Source organism: Schaedlerella sp. (assembly GCF_056796775.1).
Genome location: NZ_JBQIKP010000012.1, coordinates 47,610 through 66,317, shown reverse-complemented (window position 1 = coordinate 66,317; position 18,708 = coordinate 47,610). Strand labels below are relative to the sequence as shown.

Here is an 18,708-nt window from a genome sequence, read left to right as displayed (position 1 = left end):
GCCGGTGCGGGCGCCGTACCTTTGTCAGCTCTATACCATGATCTCACTCTCCGTTACACCGGCCCCGTTTTTGCTGAACGACCAGTCCCCTTCGCAGCCTCTTCCGTATTCCTCCCCGGTCAGTTCCGCAATATACGCCGCGATCAGGCATACCGGCGCGAACTGGGTCAGGGGCATGGTGATGGGATATTCCGGCTTCGGTACCTGAATATAAATTGCCTGCTCTCCTCCGAAATCCTCCGCACTTCCATCCGTGATGACTACCAAAGGTCTGTGCAGCACGTTGGCGTATTTCACCATCTCCCTTGTGCGGCTGTGCCCGGGGCTCGTCGTATTGGCAACCACCACGGTCCCCATTTCCCTTGCATTTCTAACAAAAAAATTCAAATGGAACCATTCCTCGGTGTTAATATGCATGGCAAATTTTCCGGTTGCCTCCAGAATCTTTGCCTGCCCGAACCAGGCCGCCGCATAGTCAAAGCCGGAACCTACAAAGTCATAGCACGGAAATCCCTGCCACTCCTCTGCCACAGTCTGGCAGACTGTCTTCATCTCCGGAAGCAACGTTCGGAGCAGTTCGCCCTGTCTCCGGATATCCCTTCGGTAATCCATGGCCTGATCCATGGTATACTGATGCCTCACTTCGCCGAACCGGATCGCCAGCAGCAGCAAAGACATCACGCTCACCAGATAGCTCCGGGTTCCGGGCGCGCTCTCAAAAGCCGGGATATTCAGCTTTAAAATCTTATCCGAATGGATTCCCAGCGGGGACTCTTCATTTCCCGTCACTCCCAGCACGAAACACCCATGCTTTCCGGCCCTCTGTACAGCTTCCGACACCCTGGCCCCGGTACCCGAATTGCTGACAGCGATCACCAGCGGGTTCCGGCAGTCTATTCCTAAGTGCCTCTCACAGTAAAACCGTCCCAGTTCTATGGCAGTCACCACCTCCGTAGGAATACCGGTCAGCATTTCAAACGCATGCTTTGTAGCCATTGCAGCTGCCAGGGAATCCCCGCATCCAGTCAATACGATTCTCTGAATATTGTAGATTTCCTGAAACGAAAGGACCTTTCTTGTCTTTGGTTCCAGGTCGTCATACTGCTGTTCCATCAATTCCGGCAGACTTTCTACCTGTCTGCTCATGGGATTATCATATTTTTTCATCTTTGATTTCCTTTCCATTACACAGTCCGGCATACCAGTACCTTTTTCCGTGCTTCTCTTTTTGCCGATCCATTTCATTCAGCAGATAACACCCTTCCAGCGCAATCTCAATGGCAAAATTATGCCCGCTTCCCGCGTCAAATTTTTCACCGGTGCACAGATTGTCCGCAACCGAACACACCGAACCGCCCCTTCTTCCAAAGAGTGCAGAAAGTGTCACGATGGCCGCGGATTCCCGGTCTCCGTTGAGCACCCCCGCCCGATTGTAGATCCCGGCAAATTCTATGTTCCAAGGCTGCATGTAACCTCCCACCCCGGGCCTTCCTCCGCCGATAAAATCACTGTCCACCGATACCGTAGTCCCCACATGGTACGGGGCGTTTAACCCCTCTGCCGCCTGAACCATGGCCGTCACTACCTCGTAGTGGCTGGCCGCGGGATAGGCCGCCGGGATATAAGCCTTTGTCATTCCTTCTTCTCTTACGATCCCGCTGGAAATGACTACATCCCCCGGCTTCACTTCATCTCCGATCCCGCCGGACCCGCCTACACGCAGAAATGTATGGGCATCCGTGTATTCCATATAGTCATACAGGATCAGCTCCATCTCCGGCGAACCGCTGCCTCCGCTGACGACTGTGATCCGTGCTCCTTTGTACTCCCCGGTATAACTCGTAAACATACCGGAACTGCCGATCAGTTCCGAATGTTCCATCTTGTCGGCAATGATCTTCGCCGGGTCGCAGTCATAAGCACACAATGGATCCCGCACTGTGACCAGCACAAAATCCCCCGCTTTCTCCGGAATGATCTGTGTCAATGCCGGCCTGCCGTTGATGACCAGTCCCCTCTCCGGAACATTCTGATAATATTCATAGCGCTCCCGGATATTTTTTATAGATTGTTTTGCTCTGATCTTCTCACTTAACATGAATTTACACCAGACCTTTCATATTTTTACAAATTGCCTTCTCCCGTGCTTCTTTTCGCATTTCTTCAGTAATCTCTTCCGGAACGCCATACTGGGAGATGCACATCGCTGCGGAGATGCTTCCCATCCTTCCGCAGATTTCCGGAGAACGACCTTCTACCAGCCCGCACAGAACCGCACCTGTCGAACTGTTGCCGCCGCCTGTGGTATCCACCACCTGAACATCCGGCTGGGACGGCACCTCCACCACTTCATCCGCCGTGATCATAACCGCCCCCTTTGCCCCCTGGCGCAGAAAGATCAGTTCCAGCTCCCAGCTCCTGAGCTCTTCTATGATCTGCTCCCGGTCTGAGGTACCGAACAGGCTTTTCGCCTCTGTCATATTGATGGAGAATGCGTGCAGCTGCCCTGCAATGTCCCTGACGGTTTCCAGATTTTCTTTTTGCGCGGCATCTGCGGCAATTTCCCACATGATCTTGCATAAGGAATCCTTCTTATTTTTCAGGAATCCATTCCAGAAGTCCGGATCCAAATTTCTGAAAATATACATTCCCTCTGCACTGTCCAGATACGGTACTACCTCCTCCCCGGTTGTCTCCAAAGAGCGGAAATGTTCCAATCCAAGCGCCGGCGTTTCGATCCGCTCGCCGTCCGGGAAATATTCCACGATCGTATACGGGGATCTGGCATCCTTGATCCGGAAGCCTTCCATGGAAATGTGATTCCTCCTGTACCATTCCCCATGCAGTTTTTCGTAATCCTCTCCGATCCCGGTCACAGCCACAACCTGGTCGCTCCACAGCCTGAGACCGCACAGTGCATAGAAGCCGGCTCCGCCCGGGGCAATCTTTACATTTCCGTCCGGAAAATGTATTTCATCCGTAACAACGGCTGATACTACCACATATTTCATAAAAACCTCCAAATTTAACAGCCCTTTTCAGCCTCAAACAAGTTACTATTCACAGCGCCCTCACTGCAGCCCTTGCTGATTGTTTTTCACGATCAGGCTGTCGCAGGTCATCGTACCTTTGGAAATCAAAAAACCTCCCCCGCCGCATCTAAAGGTCGCATCCTCTGCTTCCAGCACCCGCTTTCCATTGATATCCAGATACAGCCTGCTGCCCTTTACGGTCAGTTTCATGCAATATCCGGTTTCTTCCTCATATGGATACTCTGTTTCTCCAAGGACCGTTCTTTTCCCATCCTGTTCCAAAATGATCTGCGCCTTGCTGAAACCGTTCAGTACGGCAGCGTAAAATCTCCTATGTCCCGTACTGCGCGCCACCAGCCCTCCTTCCTGATGCAGACTGTAATATATCGTAGATTCCACGCTGTAATCTTTCCACTCCCTGCTTCCGATGGTCACCACTCCGTTTGCTTCTTCGTGGGATACACAGTAGGTCCGCTTAAAGTCCGCCGCAAACTGCGCCGCAGAACTTGCAAAGCCTGCCAGCCACAAAGGACTGGTATTCCAGATGGAATTCATCAGCATTCCTCTCTGTGAAAAATCCGCCGGCGCGCCGTTCCAGTCTATTTCCTTCAATACGATCCTGCCGTCAAAACGCTTCCTGCTTTCCATCTGATATCCCAGCTTGCATATGGACATTCCCTTTGTGTCCGGTACCGTCCAGAAATAGGTTTCTGCATCTTCGGAAAGCTCCCATCCGTCTCCATAGATCACTTGAATCTGATCGTCTATATCATAGTACAGAATATACGGCCTTAAATATACCTGGCCGCCTGATTCTCTGTATGCGGTCGTAGAGACCACCTGAGAGGAATAGAGTGTTGGTGAGGCAACCGTCGAAAAATTGACCGCCAGTTTCGAAAAATCAATAAATGTCTGGGTTGAAACATTGGCTGTCACACCGTCCGCCACATGGCAGCACTCGATACAGAGTCCGTTTTCCCCGGAAATCTCATTCCGGTTAAAGATCCGGACGTCCGCCGCTGCGCCATGGTCAAACTCACATTTCAAGAACCCCTGCACAGCACCCGGATATTCAAAGGTATATCTGGATTCCGATACAGAGAGGCTTTCCCCGCGCATTTTCGCGGCAGCCTCCACGATCTTCTTTGTCTCCAGAACCGCATCCGTCACCACCGAACCGCCGTCGGACGTCACCACATACATCAGATCCGCCACCGGCCCCCGGAAATCCGCACCCGCATTGATCCCTTCTATCCCAAGACGGATACCGTTCAGCGCCCCTACATTTCCTGCGTTGCAGTCCGTATCCCATGCCGCCGAAGCCGCAATGCTGATGGACTTCTGAAAATCGTCGCCGCCCAGGATGAATGCCGCAATGACCATGGCATGATTAGGAACCATATGACAGCACCCCGGATAAACGTCATAACCGTATTTCGGGTCCAGATATGCCCGGACCTTCCGCCAGTCTCTCTCTTTGCCGCAGATATCCCGGACGTCCCCTATGATATCCAGCAATTCCTGACTCTTCACATATCCGGCCGCCCGGTCCAGAAGCACGTCAATCCGTTTTTCCTCAAAAGCCATCGCTTCCAGAGCCGCCAGATGGCACGCAGCCTCCACCGCAATCCCGTCGTGGCTGACGCCGGCCGCATTCCGAACCAGCTCCACCGCCGTCTCCGGGTCTCCCGGACATGCCATGGCGATCGCGTCAATAAAAATCTGTGCGCCGATCTGCTCTGCCAGAATCTTTCCATTGACCTCAATGGAGCCACTTTTGGGCGCTTCTATCCCGTTTTTCAGATTCAGATATGCGGTATGTTCCGTAGATCGTCCCAATCCGCCCCACCACAGGATCGTTTTATTTTCTATAATGTAATTGAGCCATGTATCTCCGAATGCCTTCGCAGGCGTGCTTTTTTCAAATCCATGATCCTCAATGGCACGGAAAAAAGCAAATGTACCAGAAATGTCATCATCCGCCACGATCAGGGGCACCCCTGCTTTTTCATGGACGTAATACCGGATTTCTCCAAAGGTATCCTGGATTTTCTCATAACTCCACCCTTCCACAGGCCTTCCCAGATATACGCCGAGTATCTTTCCAAGCACCCCGGCATAAATATCGTTTTCATATTTCTGTATACTCATCGTTCAACTTCAACCGCCTTTACTTTTTATGCTCTTTCCACTACAAACCCGTCCCCCAGTATCGCGCCGGAATCCACTACAAATCCAGCCTGCCCGCAAGAGTATTCCGAGTCCTCTGCACAGAGTACGTTCTCTCCGTCTATATATAGCTTCAGTGTTTCCCCTTTGACTGTAAATGCCAGTCGGTGCGTCTCATCAATCCGATAGCCGAAGGGTTCCTTTGCTAAAATGGTCCTCTGTTCGTTTTTCTGTTTATAGATCTCCGCGCATCCCCCGGTCAGTACCGCGCCGTAATACTGCCTGTGCCCTTTCGCCCGGGCAGCCAGTCCGGCCAGATCCTGCTGGGAAAATGTGATCACCGAGGATACGGTATAATCATCCCAGTCACTGCTTCCCGTTGTCACCACGCCGTTCTCCCGTTCATGGCAGATGGAAAATGTAACCGTATAATCCGGGTTAAAATGGTCTGCCGAAGATACAAAGGTTTTCAGCCAGGAGGTCGTCGTGGTCCACGGTGTCAGGGAGGGAGTCATTTCCATGGAACGCCCCATCTCATACCGCACCGGTGTATTGGACCAGTCCAGCGTATTCAGGATGATACTGCCGTCCACCCGAAACCGGCTCAGCAGGGTGATCCCCAGCCGGTACACCGCATGGCCCCTGGTATCCGGCACCGTCCATTGGATCACATTGCGTCCCTTTTTTAGCTTCACGGAATCCCCGTACCGGATCGCCAGCTCGTCATTTTCATCGAAATACTGAATGAAAAACCGGAAATCCGGATTCACATCCTCGACTGCCGTCACACAGGCCGTAATCTCCTGTCCGCTGTACAGGGTGAGGGAACAGAGCACGTCAAAATAGCTTGTCCCTTCCTTGCCCTTTGGTTTTAAGTCGATAAAGGTATCCACACAGCAGCTTGCATGGACCCCTGCGCCCAGGCCTTCATAAAAGATCCTGCAGCCAAATTCCCCTGTGGAATCGTAAGCATTCTCGATCCGGGTCAGCACCTGCTCTTTCTGGTTTCCGTCAAATGGGATCACGCCCTGTACGCTTCCCGGATATTCAAAGGCATACCGTTCCTTCGGAATCTCCACTTCTTCTCCGTTCAGCATTGCGGCTGCTCTTACAATCTTCCTCGTCTCAATGACCGCATCGGTAACCGTCTCGCCGCCATCGCTGGTGACTACATACAGACGGTCTGCAACCGGCTTTCTCAGGTCTGCCCCTGTCGAAAATCCTTCCAGACCCAGGCGGATTCCGTTTAAGCATCCCACATTTCCGGAATTACAGTCCGTATCCCATCCTGCGGAGCATGCGATCATGCATGCCTTGTTGAAATCATCGCCTCCCATGATCAGCGCCATCAAAAGAGTCAGGTGATTCGTGACCATCGGACAGTTTCCAGGATATTTTTCATACCCGTGCTCACTGGCTATCCAGTCCCGTACCTCATGCCAGTCCTCTGCCGCCCGGCAGCGCCTCCTCAGCTCGCCGACCAGTTCTTTGAAAAACGGGTTGTCTATATACTCCAAACCTTTGTCCAGAAGGGTGTCAATCTCTTTTTCTTCAAACGCCATGGCTTCCATCACGGCCAGATACACCGCCGCATCGATGGCCAGCCCGTCATGGCTGACACTGGCCGCTTTCCTGGCCATGTCCGCCGCCCGATCCGGATTGGCCGGATTGACCAATGCCCAGGTATCGATAAAGATCTCCGCTCCGATCTGTTCCGACATGCTCTTTCCATTCAGCTTTTCGCTTCCGCTTTCCGGTGCCTTAATCCCGTTTTTCAGACGGAGATACGCGGTATGCTCCGTACTCCTGCACAGTCCGCCCCACCAGAGGATCGTCTCATTTTCCACGATATAATTCAGCCAGGCATTTCCGATATCCTCCGCCGTCAGTCTGGCGCTGCAGCCATTGTCTTCCAGAGCCCGGAAAAAAGCGAAGGTTCCCGAGATGTCGTCATCCGGCACGATCAGCGGCGCTCCGGTAATATGTCCCTTATAATAGTACACTTCCCCGAAATGCTCCCGGATTTTTTCAAAACTCCAGCCTTCAACAGGCCTGCCCAGGTATACCCCGATAATTTTTCCAAGCACGCCGGAATAAATTTGATTTTGATAATCCTTTATCTGCATATTATCCTCCTTATTTCATGTTGATCCAGCCGCAGAATCCGGCCCCATATCATCCTTTCACCGCTCCGCTGACCATACCGTCCACAAAGTACCTCTGGGTACACAGGAAGAATACGATGATCGGCCCGATCAGTGTCGACGCAGCCGCCATCATAACGCCCATATCGGAACCATAGGATCCGTTCATTGCCAGGAATCCCAGTGTTGCCGTGAAGTTCTTTGCCCCCTGCAGGAACGTAGATGAAATCAGGTACTCATTCCAGGACTGCAGCCCAATCAGGATCGCCACCGTGATCAGCCCCGGGGAAACTACCGGACGCATGATATGCCAGATCACCTGCCAGGTGCCCGCTCCATCAATCCGCGCGGATTCCTCCAGCTCTTTCGGTACATTCAGGAAAAAGGTCCGCATCAAAAATACGGAAAGAGGCATATACAGCGCAGCCAGGATAAAGCTTGTAGCCAGGATATTTCCGATCAGGTTTAATTTTGCATAGGCATAATACAGCGGGAACAAAAACAGCTGGATCGGCACGGTCATTGCCATCATGAAATACATCAGGATCACGCCGCTTCCTTTGATCCGCTTTCCGGACAGCACATACCCTGCCAGGCTGGCCGTGACCAGCACGATCAATACCGTACATCCAGTCAGCTTCACGCTGTTGATAAAGCCTACGGAAAAGTTACCGGTCTTCCATGCCTGGATATAATTTTCCAGATGCAGGACAAAAGGCCAGGAAAGAGGATTGCTGACAATCTCCGTATTGGTCTTAAAACTGTTGATCACCACCAGCGCGATGGGCGCCAGGCAGATGATCACAAGAACGATCAGTACCAGATGGATGATAAAATTAATACCAAATTGTTTTTTCTTTGATGTCACTCCCATTTGTTTCCCCTCCTTCTACTGCATCTCTTCGTTCTTGCTCAGTCTCGTGTAAATGGTTGACGCGATCAGGCCAAAGAAGCTGATAAATAAGCCCACTGCCGCCGCTTTTCCGACCTTCATGGAATCAAAGGCGAAGGAATACGCATAGGTTCCGAGCACCTCCGTCGCATGAGCCGGTCCGCCTCCTGTCATCAGCTTGATGTAATCGAAGGCCAGGAAGGAGCCGATGGTGATCATGACAAACATGAGACTCACTGTGGACATAATATTCGGCAGGTAAATGTAGCGGAACAGCTGCCATCCGTTGCACCCGTCCAGCCGGGCCGCTTCCACCTGGTCCGTGGGCACCTGGCGCAGCGCCGCCAGATAGATGACGGTCAGGTAGCTCCAGTAATGCCAGATATCCACTGCCGCGCATCCGTAGATCGCTGTCTTCATATCCGCCAGCGGAGAACTGATGTCAAATCCCATATTCCGGAATACGGAGATCACGCCGGATACCGGGCTGAATACCACATTCAGCCAGAGCATGGCATTGACAGAGGGTGCAAGCACATAGGGAATCAAAAACGCGACCTGGTAGATGCTCCTGGTCTTTTTTCTGGAGAGCAGCAGCATGGCCGCCAGCATCCCGATACAGACCGGGATCGTCAAAAACAGCAGGGTCCAGATGATGTTGTTCTGGATCGCTTTGAAAAAGATCTTATCCTGGAAAAGCTCAATAAAGTTTTTCAGTCCGATAAAATTGATGTTTGGAGATAATCCGTTCCAATCCGTAAAGGAATACGCGAATGTCATAACCCCCGGGAGCAATATAATACTTACGCTGATCAGCAGCGCAGGAGCGATCAGAAAATAATTCCAATTGATTTTTCTTTTTTTCATCTTTTTCTCCTAATAAATGTAAGCAATTTGCGCAGCAAAGTGCCTGCCTGCTTGTACAAAGGAAGCTTTAGTGAAAAAGCGGACCGGAATCTGCTATTTGATCCATTCCGGCCCGCTTGATCACTTATTCATGGTTCTTCAGCACACAACTCCTTAATCCATATTGGGCTTCGGAGTCGGCGGCACCATACCGTTCTCGAACTCTGTTTTAAATTCATCCTCCAGGGACTGTACATACTCATCTACCGTTGATGTCTCATACCAGACTTCATCGATATTGACGATTCTTGTCTGCGTTGCGGACGGGAAGAAGGTGTTGTCATAATATCCGAAATTTCCCTGGTTAACAGCATCTGAAATATCGCTGACTACCTTTACAAATTCTGCGGACAGATAATTCATATTGCCTGTGTCAACACCGGAGAGGTCCTTCAGAGGAGTTCCCCAGTATCCGGGCCAGGCTGCTGTCATTTCCTGCATAAATTCTGCATTCATCATCATATCAATGATTTTTGCAGCTTCATCCTTATGGGAATCCTCCGCGTTTGCATTGATGGACAATGTGCAGGCCCCGCCTAATGTATAAGTCTCATCCGGAACCTGTTCCGTTGCCGGGAACGGGATAAACGCGATGTTTTCTTCCTTATCGCCTGTAAAGAAGGAAGCTGCCCACTGGAATGCAATAGACGGTCCCACGAAGAAAGGTGATTTTTCGTCGGATAAGAGCTGCAGTGATTCACTGAAGTTCAGGTTTACATAATCTTCACCTGCAAGATATCCTTTATCCCACCATTCTTTTGATTTTTCAATGGCTGCTTTCACGTCGTCATTTACCCAGCTTTCTTCGCCCGTCAGAACCTTGTACATGGTCTGAGGCGTCGCGATATGGGTCAGAAACAGAGACGCGTAATTTTCATTTACCGGCTGCCAGCCTTTATTACCTGTGACAGAAGCATACATTCCCTTTTCGATCGCTTCATCCATGATTGCTTCCATTTCTTCGATGGTCGTGGGAACTTCCCATCCATTATCCTGCAGCACTTTTTTATTGTAGAATACGCCCATTGTGCTGACGCCGTTTACCAGGCTGTAAAGGCTTCCATGTACTGTACCTGACTCATAATATGGTTCCAGGATCTTGTCCTTCCATCCATACTCTTCTGAATATGCATCCATGTTTTCCAGCTTTTCTGCTTCTACCAGCGGCATTACAAAGGATGGGCCGGAACCGTAAATGATGTCCGGTCCCTGATTTGCTGCCAGGGCTGTTTTGATATCTGCATCTACAGACGGACGGAACTCTACTACAAGCTGATAATCATCCTGAGATGCATTATAGCTGTCTACAAGTATTTTTTTGAAAGCCTCCTGAGCATATGGCTCTGCACCCCAGAACCACAATGTAATCTCCTCTCTGCCTTCCAGATCTTCATCCTTCATGACAACAACATCGTCCCCTGCTTCTGCGTCAGAATCTGCATCATCTGAGCCTTCTGTTCCTTCCGTGCTCTCTGTGCCGCTGTCATCAGACTCTTTTGTGGTTGATATCGCGCATCCGGATAAAATAGATGTGAACATTGCAGCACACAGTAACATGGATAACATTTTCTTTTTCATGTACTTCCTCCTTTAATTTCATCACTTCTTGATAAACTTTTATCTTTTGTTTATCATTTTTTATTTGTTAAGCATACTATATCTTAGTTTTTCTCATTTGTCAATTACTATTTATGCACATTATTAATTTTACATATTATAATTTTCATTATTTTTTATACATTAAATTAAATAATCTGATTATAAGTATTTTATCAAACATATTTTTCCTTATTTACATATGATAAACTTTGATAAACTTTATATTTTTGTAAGTTATGCACAAAAAAAGCACATTCATTTCTATGATTCTTACAAAACATAAAATGAATGTGCTTTTTTATTTTATAACTCATAAATGATACTCACGTCCGATGAAATCTGGTGCTCAGTATATAGCCGGTATCAATGCCCGATTCTTTTTACAGAGTCTCCCTGCCGCAGGGTGGGTGTAAAATAATTCGTATGGATCCCTCCGATCTCTTCATGCCGAATCCGGCTGATCAGCACTTCCACTGCCTTTCGCCCCATCTGCTCCCCCGGCTGAATGATACTGGTCAGCATGGGATTCACCCACCCGGCCTCCCTGAGATTTCCAAAACTCACGATCGAAATATCCTCTCCGATCACCTTGTTGTTATCTCTGGCATATTCATATACCCCCAGTGACATTTCTCCATTGCAGGATACCAGCCCTGTCACCCCCTTTGAAAGAAGATAACCGGTTCCCTCGTACCCTGACTGCCGGGAATATTCTCCATAGTAGACCAGTTCTTCGTCATACTCCAGGCCATGGAGCGCCAGGCTGTCTTTATAGCCTTCCACTCTTTTTCTGGTGTTATAGATTTCTTTTTTTCCGGCCAGAATCCCAATCCTTCGATGGCCGTAGCTGAGCAGATGGTCCATTGCCATGTCAGCGCCCAGTTTATTGTCCGTTGTGATAAAATCACAAAACACCTTATAGACCGCTTTATCCAACAGAAGATACTGGATCCCGGAATGCTTCAGCGCTTCCCCCAGCAGGATATGGTTATCCCCTGTATTCATGTCATTCGGCGGAATCAGGATCAACCCGGCCGCCCCAATGAACACCGCTATTTCAATCTGCTCAATACACTTCTGCGTTGTCTCCGAACAGTATAGCTGAAATACATGGTAGTCATACAACGACGCATACTCTTCAATCCCCTGCATGCATTCTTCGATCAGTTCATTCCGAAGGCGCGGATAGATCAGCGCGATCAGCCGGCCGCTGTACCTGCTTTTGCTTTTTATTCTGTCTTTCTTTCTGACATAGCCGATTTCCCTGGCCGTATCAAATATTTTCTGTCTCGTTTCTTCTGAGATTCTGCAATCCCTGTGATTCAGCACCAAAGAAACACTTGCAGAAGAAACTCCGACCCGTTCTGCAATCTCCCTGATCGTTGCTTTCAATCAATCACCTCACTCCTTTTGCGGGAGTTCAATTTGCCCTCTTCCTATTCTAGCCGTCAGACAAGCAGATTGCAAGTTTTTTGGTAAATATTTACTATTTAATTTTCAGAAAAAAAGTTTAGCAGCATCAGCGCATTGTCCAGATTCGAAGCATTACCAGCCAGACCAGCCACCGGCTTTTCCATCGGGACCCCGGCAATCTCCCCGGCATATTTTCCAAAACAGCTTTCCGGTCCCGTACCAGTCACATTGCCTTCCTTATCATACTCCGCCAGTCCGCACAGGAAAGCGTCCGGCTGCTCTGCTTCTGTGTCGCCCAGATCCTTCAGATACCCGGCCTGTGCGTATTCCGTCATCTGCTCTTCTTCCCCTATGACCACATCCACTACCTCCGCCCGAATCCAGGTCAGCGCAACCGCTTTATTCGTCCCGACTCCGGCAGAAATGGTCCGAATCTCTATTTCCTCATCCTCGGCCGCCCCAAGCACTTCCCGGACCTGCTGCTCCAGCACGGAGGTATCCTCCATAAATTCCAGGACCAGCACGGAAACAGCCGTCTTTTTGTTCTGCACAAACATGATATTGATAAAATATGCTGCAAGCAGAAGGACCGCACAGCCTGCCAGCAATACGGCGGCATATTTTCTTATGAAACTGATCAAGTGATTTTCTTTTTTCTCTGCCATCTCTCTACTCTTTGATAAACCGCATTGTCGTCACATCAAACATCCCGGCTTCCGTAAGCCGCAGCTCCGGAATCACGGTCAGCGCCATAAAGGAAAGCGTAATGAACGGATCCACTCCCTCGGATACGCCCATGCTCCGCGCCTTCTGTACCATTTCTCCGGTTTTCTTCTGCACAGCCTCCGCACGGTCCACGCTCATCAGTCCGCCGATGGCAAGGGGAAGCTCATCCACTACCTTGCCGCCGGAAGCGATCACATATCCGCCCTGGATCCGCTCCAGTTCCCGGACTGCGCACAGGATATCCCGGTCGTTATCGCCTGCCGCAATGATGTTGTGGGAATCATGGGAAATGGTCGTCGCAATAGCGCCGGACTGGATCCCGTATCCTTTCACCGGGCACACTCCTACCTTTCCGTTTTTGCCGTGCCGCTCTACCACGGCCAGCTTCGCGTAATCCTTGTCCGGAATAAACACGCCATGCCGGCCCGGAACTTCTTCCACCCTGTGCAGAGTCAGCAGCTCATTCGGCACCAGCTCCAGCACATGGTTCTTTTCTTTTTTTGTCAAAAGCAGATCTTCCTCTGACATGCTCCGGATCCGGACTGTACGGAGAAGGGATCGGTCCTTGAGTTCATATCCGAAGGAATCCAGCCATGCTTCCTCCACGATCCTCCCGTCCTTGAGCACCATGGAAGGCACTGCTTCCTTCAGATTGTCAATGATCAGAAGGTCTGCCCGGTAGCCCGGCCCTACTGCGCCTGTGTCCTTGAGGCCATAAAACCTTGCCGCATTCCAGGACGCCATTTTGTATGCCCGCGCCTCCGGCACGCCCAGGGCGATGGCCTTGCGGACGCAGTAATTGATATGTCCGTCCTTTTCGATATCCTCCAGATGCTTATCGTCCGTACAGAACATGCACTGATCCAGGGAAGCCCCGTTTTTGAGGAGACCGCTTAAGATCCCTTCCAGGTTCTTCGCCCCGCTGCCTTCCCGGACCAGGATGTGGAATCCGGCCCGAAGCTTTTCCAGTGCTTCCTCGCCGGTGGAGCACTCATGGTCGTCCTGAATCCCGGCCATCCGGTATGCCTGGATCTCTTTCTGTGAGATCCCCGGAGCATGCCCGTCCATCACCATATCCGAAAACGCATCCAGCTTATCCAGGGTTTCCGGCTCCTCGTTCAGCACATCCACGAACCGCATCATCTCTCCCAAGCCCAGCACCCTCGGATGGGATTTGTATTGTGCCATGTCCTCTGCCAGAAATTTTCCGGCGCCGTTGGTGTCAATGTTGGTGGCAGGCACCGACGAGGGCACCATCACATAGACGTCCGCCGGAACCTGCTCCGACGCGTCCAGGATATAGTCCATCCCCCGCTTTCCGCTGACGTTCACGATCTCATGAGGATCCGCCACGATCCCGGTGGTCCCTTTTCTGATGATATACTTCGTAAACTCCAGGGGGGACACCATGGAGGATTCAATATGTACATGGGCGTCGATCAGCCCCGGGGCGATGTACTTGCCCGTGCAGTCAATCTCCCGTTCCCCTTCGTAGCTCCCCAGTCCCACAATGCGGCCGTCCACAATGGCCACATCACAGGGGACGATCTCCTCTGAAAATACATTCAATACGCTGCCGTTCTTCAGTACCAGGTCTGCGGGAATCTCGCCCTTCGCAGCCCGGATCATACTTTTGCTCATAGCTGCCTCCTTCTCCTTTTTTCTTTGCACACTCTCTATAAAATCTTTTTTCAGCTTCATACTATCATCTGGTGTTGTAATCAATCTTAGCATAAAGGAAACCGCTTTGCAAGCAGGGCAAAAATTCTTAATCTAAACATGTTTGTCATTTTCTTTTCTGAAATTTCTCCGCAGAAAATGAACCGCCCATCTATGAGCGGTTCAAAAATCTAACATTTTTCTTCACAATGTTCCAAAAAGCACCCTTCCTCATGGGAATAGATCACCCCGACTGCCTGCAGATACGCATAGATGATCGTTGTCCCGACAAAGGTCATCCCCCGCTTTTTCAGATCCTTTGACACCTGATCCGAAAGTTCTGAGGACGCAAGCCCTGTTTCATAGATGACCTTCCCGTCTGTCCAGTGCCAGATATACTCCGAAAAACTCCCGAATTCCTTCTGAATCTCCCGAAACACATTTGCGTTGGATACCGCGGCCCGGATCTTCCGTTTATTGCGGATGATATCCGGATTTTCCTGCAGCCTTTCGAAATCCTTTTCCGTATACGCGCACACCTTTTCCAGATCAAATCCTTCGAATGCCTCCCGGAACGCCTCCTGCTTATTCAGCACGCATTCCCAGGAGAGCCCGGCCTGAAAGGATTCCAGTATCAGCATTTCAAACAGCTTATGGTCGCCATATACGGGAACCCCCCATTCCTCATCATGATAATGAATATACTTCTCATTGTTGGGATTAGCCCAGCGGCATCTGCTTTTTCCATCGCTCCACTGCATGATCGTATTCCTTTCTCCAAAATTTTTCTAACTGTACGGTTGCTGATTCGAAATATCGGTTTTATTGCAATAAAACTGAGATTTTGGATTAGCAGCCTAAACCTTTTCATTCAAATCTCACCTTAATATACGCCTTGATCTCCTCCACACACTTCACAAATCCCAGCTTCCCGCTGTTCAGACACAGGTCATAGTTCCTTGCGTCCGTCCATTCCCTGCCGGTATAGTGCTTATAAAAATCAGAGCGGTACTTATCCGTCGAGGCAATGAATTTCTCCATCTCCGCCGTTGTCATGCTGTTGCGTTCCATGGCCCGGGCCAGGTTGAATTCCGGCGAAGCATGGACAAATACGCTGACCACGTTGGGATAGTCCTTGAGCACAAAATCCGCCGCACGCCCGATGATCACGCAGGTCTCGCTTTTTGCCAGCCGCTTGATGACCTCCGCCTGCCAGTTGAACAGATTTTTCGCAGATACGAAATCCTTATGTCCCGGCGGGATCACCTTCCCGTCATAGAGATCTGTCGTCATGCGCAGCAACAGGTTATTCCTCAGCTTTTCGTCAAACTGCATGAAAAGCTGCTCATTGATGCCGCTCTCCTCCGAAGCCATTTTCAGAAGGTTCATCCCATAGCAGGGGATCCCCAGCTCCTTCGCGTACATTTCCCCCACGGTCTTTCCGCCGCTTCCATACTGCCTTGCGATCGTTACTACAATATTTTCCATATCCGCAGTCCTCCTCTCTCCTGCTGAAAAAACGCTGCCATGCACAGAAGTCCCGTCACGGACGATTTCCAGCTGCAGACAGCGTTTCTGTCATTCTTTCAATTCCCTTTCACCGTTTTATTCTCCCAGATACGCCTTCTTGATGGAATCATCGTTCATCAGTTCTTTCGCGTCTCCGTCCAGCACGATCTTCCCGGTCTCCAGCACATACGCCCGGTCTGCGATGGATAATGCCTTCTTCGCGTTCTGCTCTACCAGAAGCACGGTGGTCCCGCCTGCGCTGACCTCCTGGATGATATCAAAGATCTCATTCACCAGGATCGGGGACAATCCCATAGACGGCTCGTCCATCACGATGATCTTCGGATGGGACATCAGCGCCCGGCCCATAGCCAGCATCTGCTGCTCCCCGCCGCTTAAGGTCCCTGCAAGCTGGTTTTTCCGCTCCTCCAGACGTGGAAACCGTTTGTAGACCATTTCTAGAGTCTGGGCGATCTCCGCCTTGTCCTTTCTCGTATAGGCCCCCATTTTCAGATTCTGGTACACGGACAGCTCCGCAAATACACGCCGCCCCTCCGGTACATGAGCCATCCCCAGGGATACGATCTTGTGGGCCGGAACCTTCGTGATATCCTTTCCCTCGAAGATCACGGAGCCCTTTTTCGGGGACAGAAGACCTGTGATGGTATGCAGGATCGTCGTCTTTCCCGCGCCGTTGGCGCCGATCAGGGCGATGACCTCGCCTTCGTTGACCTCAAAGGAAATGCCCTTGATAGCCTGGATCACGCCGTAAAATACTTCGATATCTTTGATTTCAAGCATTGCCATGATCTCACCCCCTATTCTCCCAGATATGCCTTGATGACTTCCGGATTGTTCAGCACATCGCTTGTCTTGCCCTCGGCCAGTACCTGTCCGAAGTTCAGTACGGTCAGCTCCTCGCAGATCCCGGACACCAGTTTCATATCGTGCTCGATCAAAAGCACCGTCATGTCAAAGGTATCCCGCACGAAACGGATCGTCTCCATCAGTTCCTTTGTTTCATTGGGATTCATGCCCGCCGCAGGCTCATCCAGGAGCAGAAGCTTGGGCTCCGTCGCCAGCGCCCGGGTGATCTCCAGCTTCCTCTGCTTTCCGTATGGAAGGTTGGAAGCCAGCGTCTGAGACTCCCTGTCCAGGTCAAAGACCTTCAAAAGCTCCATGGCCTTTTCGTCCATTTCCTTCTCCACCTTATAGTATCTGGGAAGGCGCAGTACGCCCTCCAGTGTGGAATACGGATGATGATTATGCAGGCCTGCCTTCACATTATCCAATACAGTCAGCTCCTTAAACAGACGGATATTCTGAAAGGTCCTCGCAATGCCTGCCCGGTTGATCTCGATGGTTTTCTTTCCGACGATGTTTTCCCCGTCCAGCGTAATGATCCCTTCATTCGGCCGGTATACCCCGGTCAGCAGATTGAAGACCGTAGTCTTGCCCGCGCCATTGGGACCGATCAGGCCGTATAGACAGCCCTTTTCGATATGCAGGTGAAATTCATTCACCGCGCGCAGCCCGCCAAAGGAGATTCCCAGATTTTTCACTTCCAGTAATGCCATAATTTTCAAACCTCCTCTGCCTTTGCTTTTTTCCTTGCACGGAACTTCTCCGCATACTTCTCTCTCCACTCAATCGCCTTGGGGCTCCAGTTAAAGAGCATCATCGCAATCAGCACCACCGCGTAGATCAGCATCCGGTAATCACTTAAGCTCCGCAGCAGTTCCGGAAGCAGCGTCAGAACGATAGCCGCAATGATGGAGCCCCGGATATTTCCGATACCGCCCAGTACGACGAACACCAGGATCATGATGGACATGTTGTATCCGAAGTTCTTAGGCTGAGCCGTCAGAGTCGCCAGATTGTGGGCATAGATCACGCCCGCCACGCCTGCCAGCGCCGCAGAGATGGAAAATGCCATCAGCTTGTATTTGGTCACATTGATCCCGATGGACTCCGCCGCGATCCGGTTGTCACGGATTGCCATGATGGCGCGGCCGCTCCGGGAATGGATCAGGTTCAGTACGATAAACAAGGTCAGCAGGATCAGAAGCACTCCCACTGTAAAGGAGGAATCCTTGGGCGTTCCCGTGATTCCCTGGGGGCCGTTGATGATGACCACCCCGTCCGGCTCCATATTCAGCGCCATCACGTCCTTCGTAGAAAAATGAAATCCGTTGGCGTCTTTTCCGATAAACAGGATGTTCATGATATTTTTAATAATCTCGCCGAAGGCCAGTGTCACGATCGCCAGGTAATCCCCTTTCAGGCGCAGTACCGGGATTCCGATCAAAATGCCACAAACCCCTGCCGCCGCCGCCCCGATCAGCAGGGCGATAAAATACCGCAGGCCCGCAACCGGGATCGCCGCTGACGTACATTTTGAGAAAAAGGCGCTGAAAAAGGCGCCCACGCACATGAATCCGGCGTGGCCCAGACTCAGCTCTCCTAAGATCCCTACGGTCAGGTTCAGGGAAACCGCCAGGATCACATAAGCGCACAGCGGCACTAAAAGCCCCTGCATGAGGCTGGAAAGGCTGCCTGACATGATCAGTGCCTGTACAATGAGATAGAGGACGATCACCATCACATATGTGATCAGATTATTTCTAGTCATTTTATTCATCTTTTTCATCCCATTCAC

The 18,708-nt window shown here is 50.7% G+C and carries 16 protein-coding genes; all 16 read right to left on the bottom strand.

What is annotated here, in order from left to right; translation table 11 throughout:
* Positions 1 to 30: 30 nt before the first annotated feature.
* The 16 genes from ACTOY7_RS08120 to ACTOY7_RS08045 all read right to left on the bottom strand — a co-directional run bounded on the left by ACTOY7_RS08120 (position 31) and on the right by ACTOY7_RS08045 (position 18,699).
* Complete coding sequence (locus tag ACTOY7_RS08120; RefSeq protein ID WP_482670439.1) at positions 31 to 1,167, bottom strand: SIS domain-containing protein; 1,137 nt, start codon at positions 1,165 to 1,167, stop codon at positions 31 to 33.
* Positions 1,154 to 2,098, bottom strand: coding sequence for a nucleoside phosphorylase (locus ACTOY7_RS08115; RefSeq protein ID WP_482670440.1), 945 nt, complete (start codon positions 2,096 to 2,098; stop codon positions 1,154 to 1,156). Before ACTOY7_RS08115 ends, ACTOY7_RS08120 begins: the two co-directional genes overlap by 14 nt.
* A 4-nt stretch (positions 2,099 to 2,102) precedes the next feature.
* Positions 2,103 to 3,011, bottom strand: a complete 909-nt coding sequence (locus ACTOY7_RS08110) for a carbohydrate kinase family protein (protein ID WP_482670441.1) — start codon at positions 3,009 to 3,011, stop codon at positions 2,103 to 2,105.
* Between the two features lie 60 nt (positions 3,012 to 3,071).
* Positions 3,072 to 5,183, bottom strand: a complete 2,112-nt coding sequence (locus ACTOY7_RS08105; RefSeq protein WP_482670442.1) for an ADP-ribosylglycohydrolase family protein — start codon at positions 5,181 to 5,183, stop codon at positions 3,072 to 3,074.
* Between the two features lie 26 nt (positions 5,184 to 5,209).
* Entirely contained in the window at positions 5,210 to 7,327 is a 2,118-nt protein-coding gene (locus ACTOY7_RS08100; RefSeq protein ID WP_482670443.1) for an ADP-ribosylglycohydrolase family protein, read from the bottom strand.
* 49 nt (positions 7,328 to 7,376) lie between these two features.
* Positions 7,377 to 8,219 carry a carbohydrate ABC transporter permease gene (locus ACTOY7_RS08095; RefSeq protein WP_482670444.1) on the bottom strand — a complete coding sequence of 281 codons (843 nt, stop codon included), beginning with the start codon at positions 8,217 to 8,219 and terminating at the stop codon, positions 7,377 to 7,379.
* Between the two features lie 15 nt (positions 8,220 to 8,234).
* Positions 8,235 to 9,104, bottom strand: a complete 870-nt coding sequence (locus ACTOY7_RS08090; protein ID WP_482670445.1) for a carbohydrate ABC transporter permease — start codon at positions 9,102 to 9,104, stop codon at positions 8,235 to 8,237.
* A 153-nt stretch (positions 9,105 to 9,257) separates the two neighbouring features.
* Positions 9,258 to 10,721 carry an ABC transporter substrate-binding protein gene (locus tag ACTOY7_RS08085; RefSeq protein ID WP_482670446.1) on the bottom strand — a complete coding sequence of 488 codons (1,464 nt, stop codon included), beginning with the start codon at positions 10,719 to 10,721 and terminating at the stop codon, positions 9,258 to 9,260.
* Between the two features lie 384 nt (positions 10,722 to 11,105).
* On the bottom strand, positions 11,106 to 12,134 hold the full coding sequence (locus ACTOY7_RS08080; RefSeq protein ID WP_016296754.1) for a LacI family DNA-binding transcriptional regulator: 1,029 nt from the start codon (positions 12,132 to 12,134) through the stop codon (positions 11,106 to 11,108).
* A gap of 98 nt (positions 12,135 to 12,232) precedes the next feature.
* The gene (locus ACTOY7_RS08075) at positions 12,233 to 12,820 is read right to left on the bottom strand and encodes a hypothetical protein (RefSeq protein WP_160280658.1); all 588 of its coding nucleotides are present in this window, start codon (positions 12,818 to 12,820) and stop codon (positions 12,233 to 12,235) included.
* Positions 12,821 to 12,824: 4 nt separating this feature from the next.
* Positions 12,825 to 14,522 (bottom strand): adenine deaminase, encoded by a 1,698-nt coding sequence (ade, locus tag ACTOY7_RS08070; RefSeq protein WP_300884894.1) that lies wholly within the window; start codon positions 14,520 to 14,522, stop codon positions 12,825 to 12,827.
* 209 nt (positions 14,523 to 14,731) lie between these two features.
* Positions 14,732 to 15,301: a DNA-3-methyladenine glycosylase I gene (locus ACTOY7_RS08065; RefSeq protein WP_482670447.1), complete on the bottom strand. Its 570-nt coding sequence runs from the start codon at positions 15,299 to 15,301 to the stop codon at positions 14,732 to 14,734.
* A 106-nt stretch (positions 15,302 to 15,407) separates the two neighbouring features.
* Complete coding sequence (locus ACTOY7_RS08060) at positions 15,408 to 16,028, bottom strand: cytidylate kinase-like family protein (RefSeq protein ID WP_482670448.1); 621 nt, start codon at positions 16,026 to 16,028, stop codon at positions 15,408 to 15,410.
* A gap of 117 nt (positions 16,029 to 16,145) precedes the next feature.
* Positions 16,146 to 16,856: an ABC transporter ATP-binding protein gene (locus ACTOY7_RS08055; protein WP_160280662.1), complete on the bottom strand. Its 711-nt coding sequence runs from the start codon at positions 16,854 to 16,856 to the stop codon at positions 16,146 to 16,148.
* An 11-nt stretch (positions 16,857 to 16,867) separates the two neighbouring features.
* A complete protein-coding gene (locus ACTOY7_RS08050) occupies positions 16,868 to 17,626 on the bottom strand; it encodes an ABC transporter ATP-binding protein (RefSeq protein WP_160280663.1) in 759 nt (252 codons plus the stop codon).
* A 5-nt stretch (positions 17,627 to 17,631) separates the two neighbouring features.
* Positions 17,632 to 18,699, bottom strand: coding sequence for a branched-chain amino acid ABC transporter permease (locus ACTOY7_RS08045; RefSeq protein WP_300884905.1), 1,068 nt, complete (start codon positions 18,697 to 18,699; stop codon positions 17,632 to 17,634).
* Positions 18,700 to 18,708: the final 9 nt, after the last annotated feature.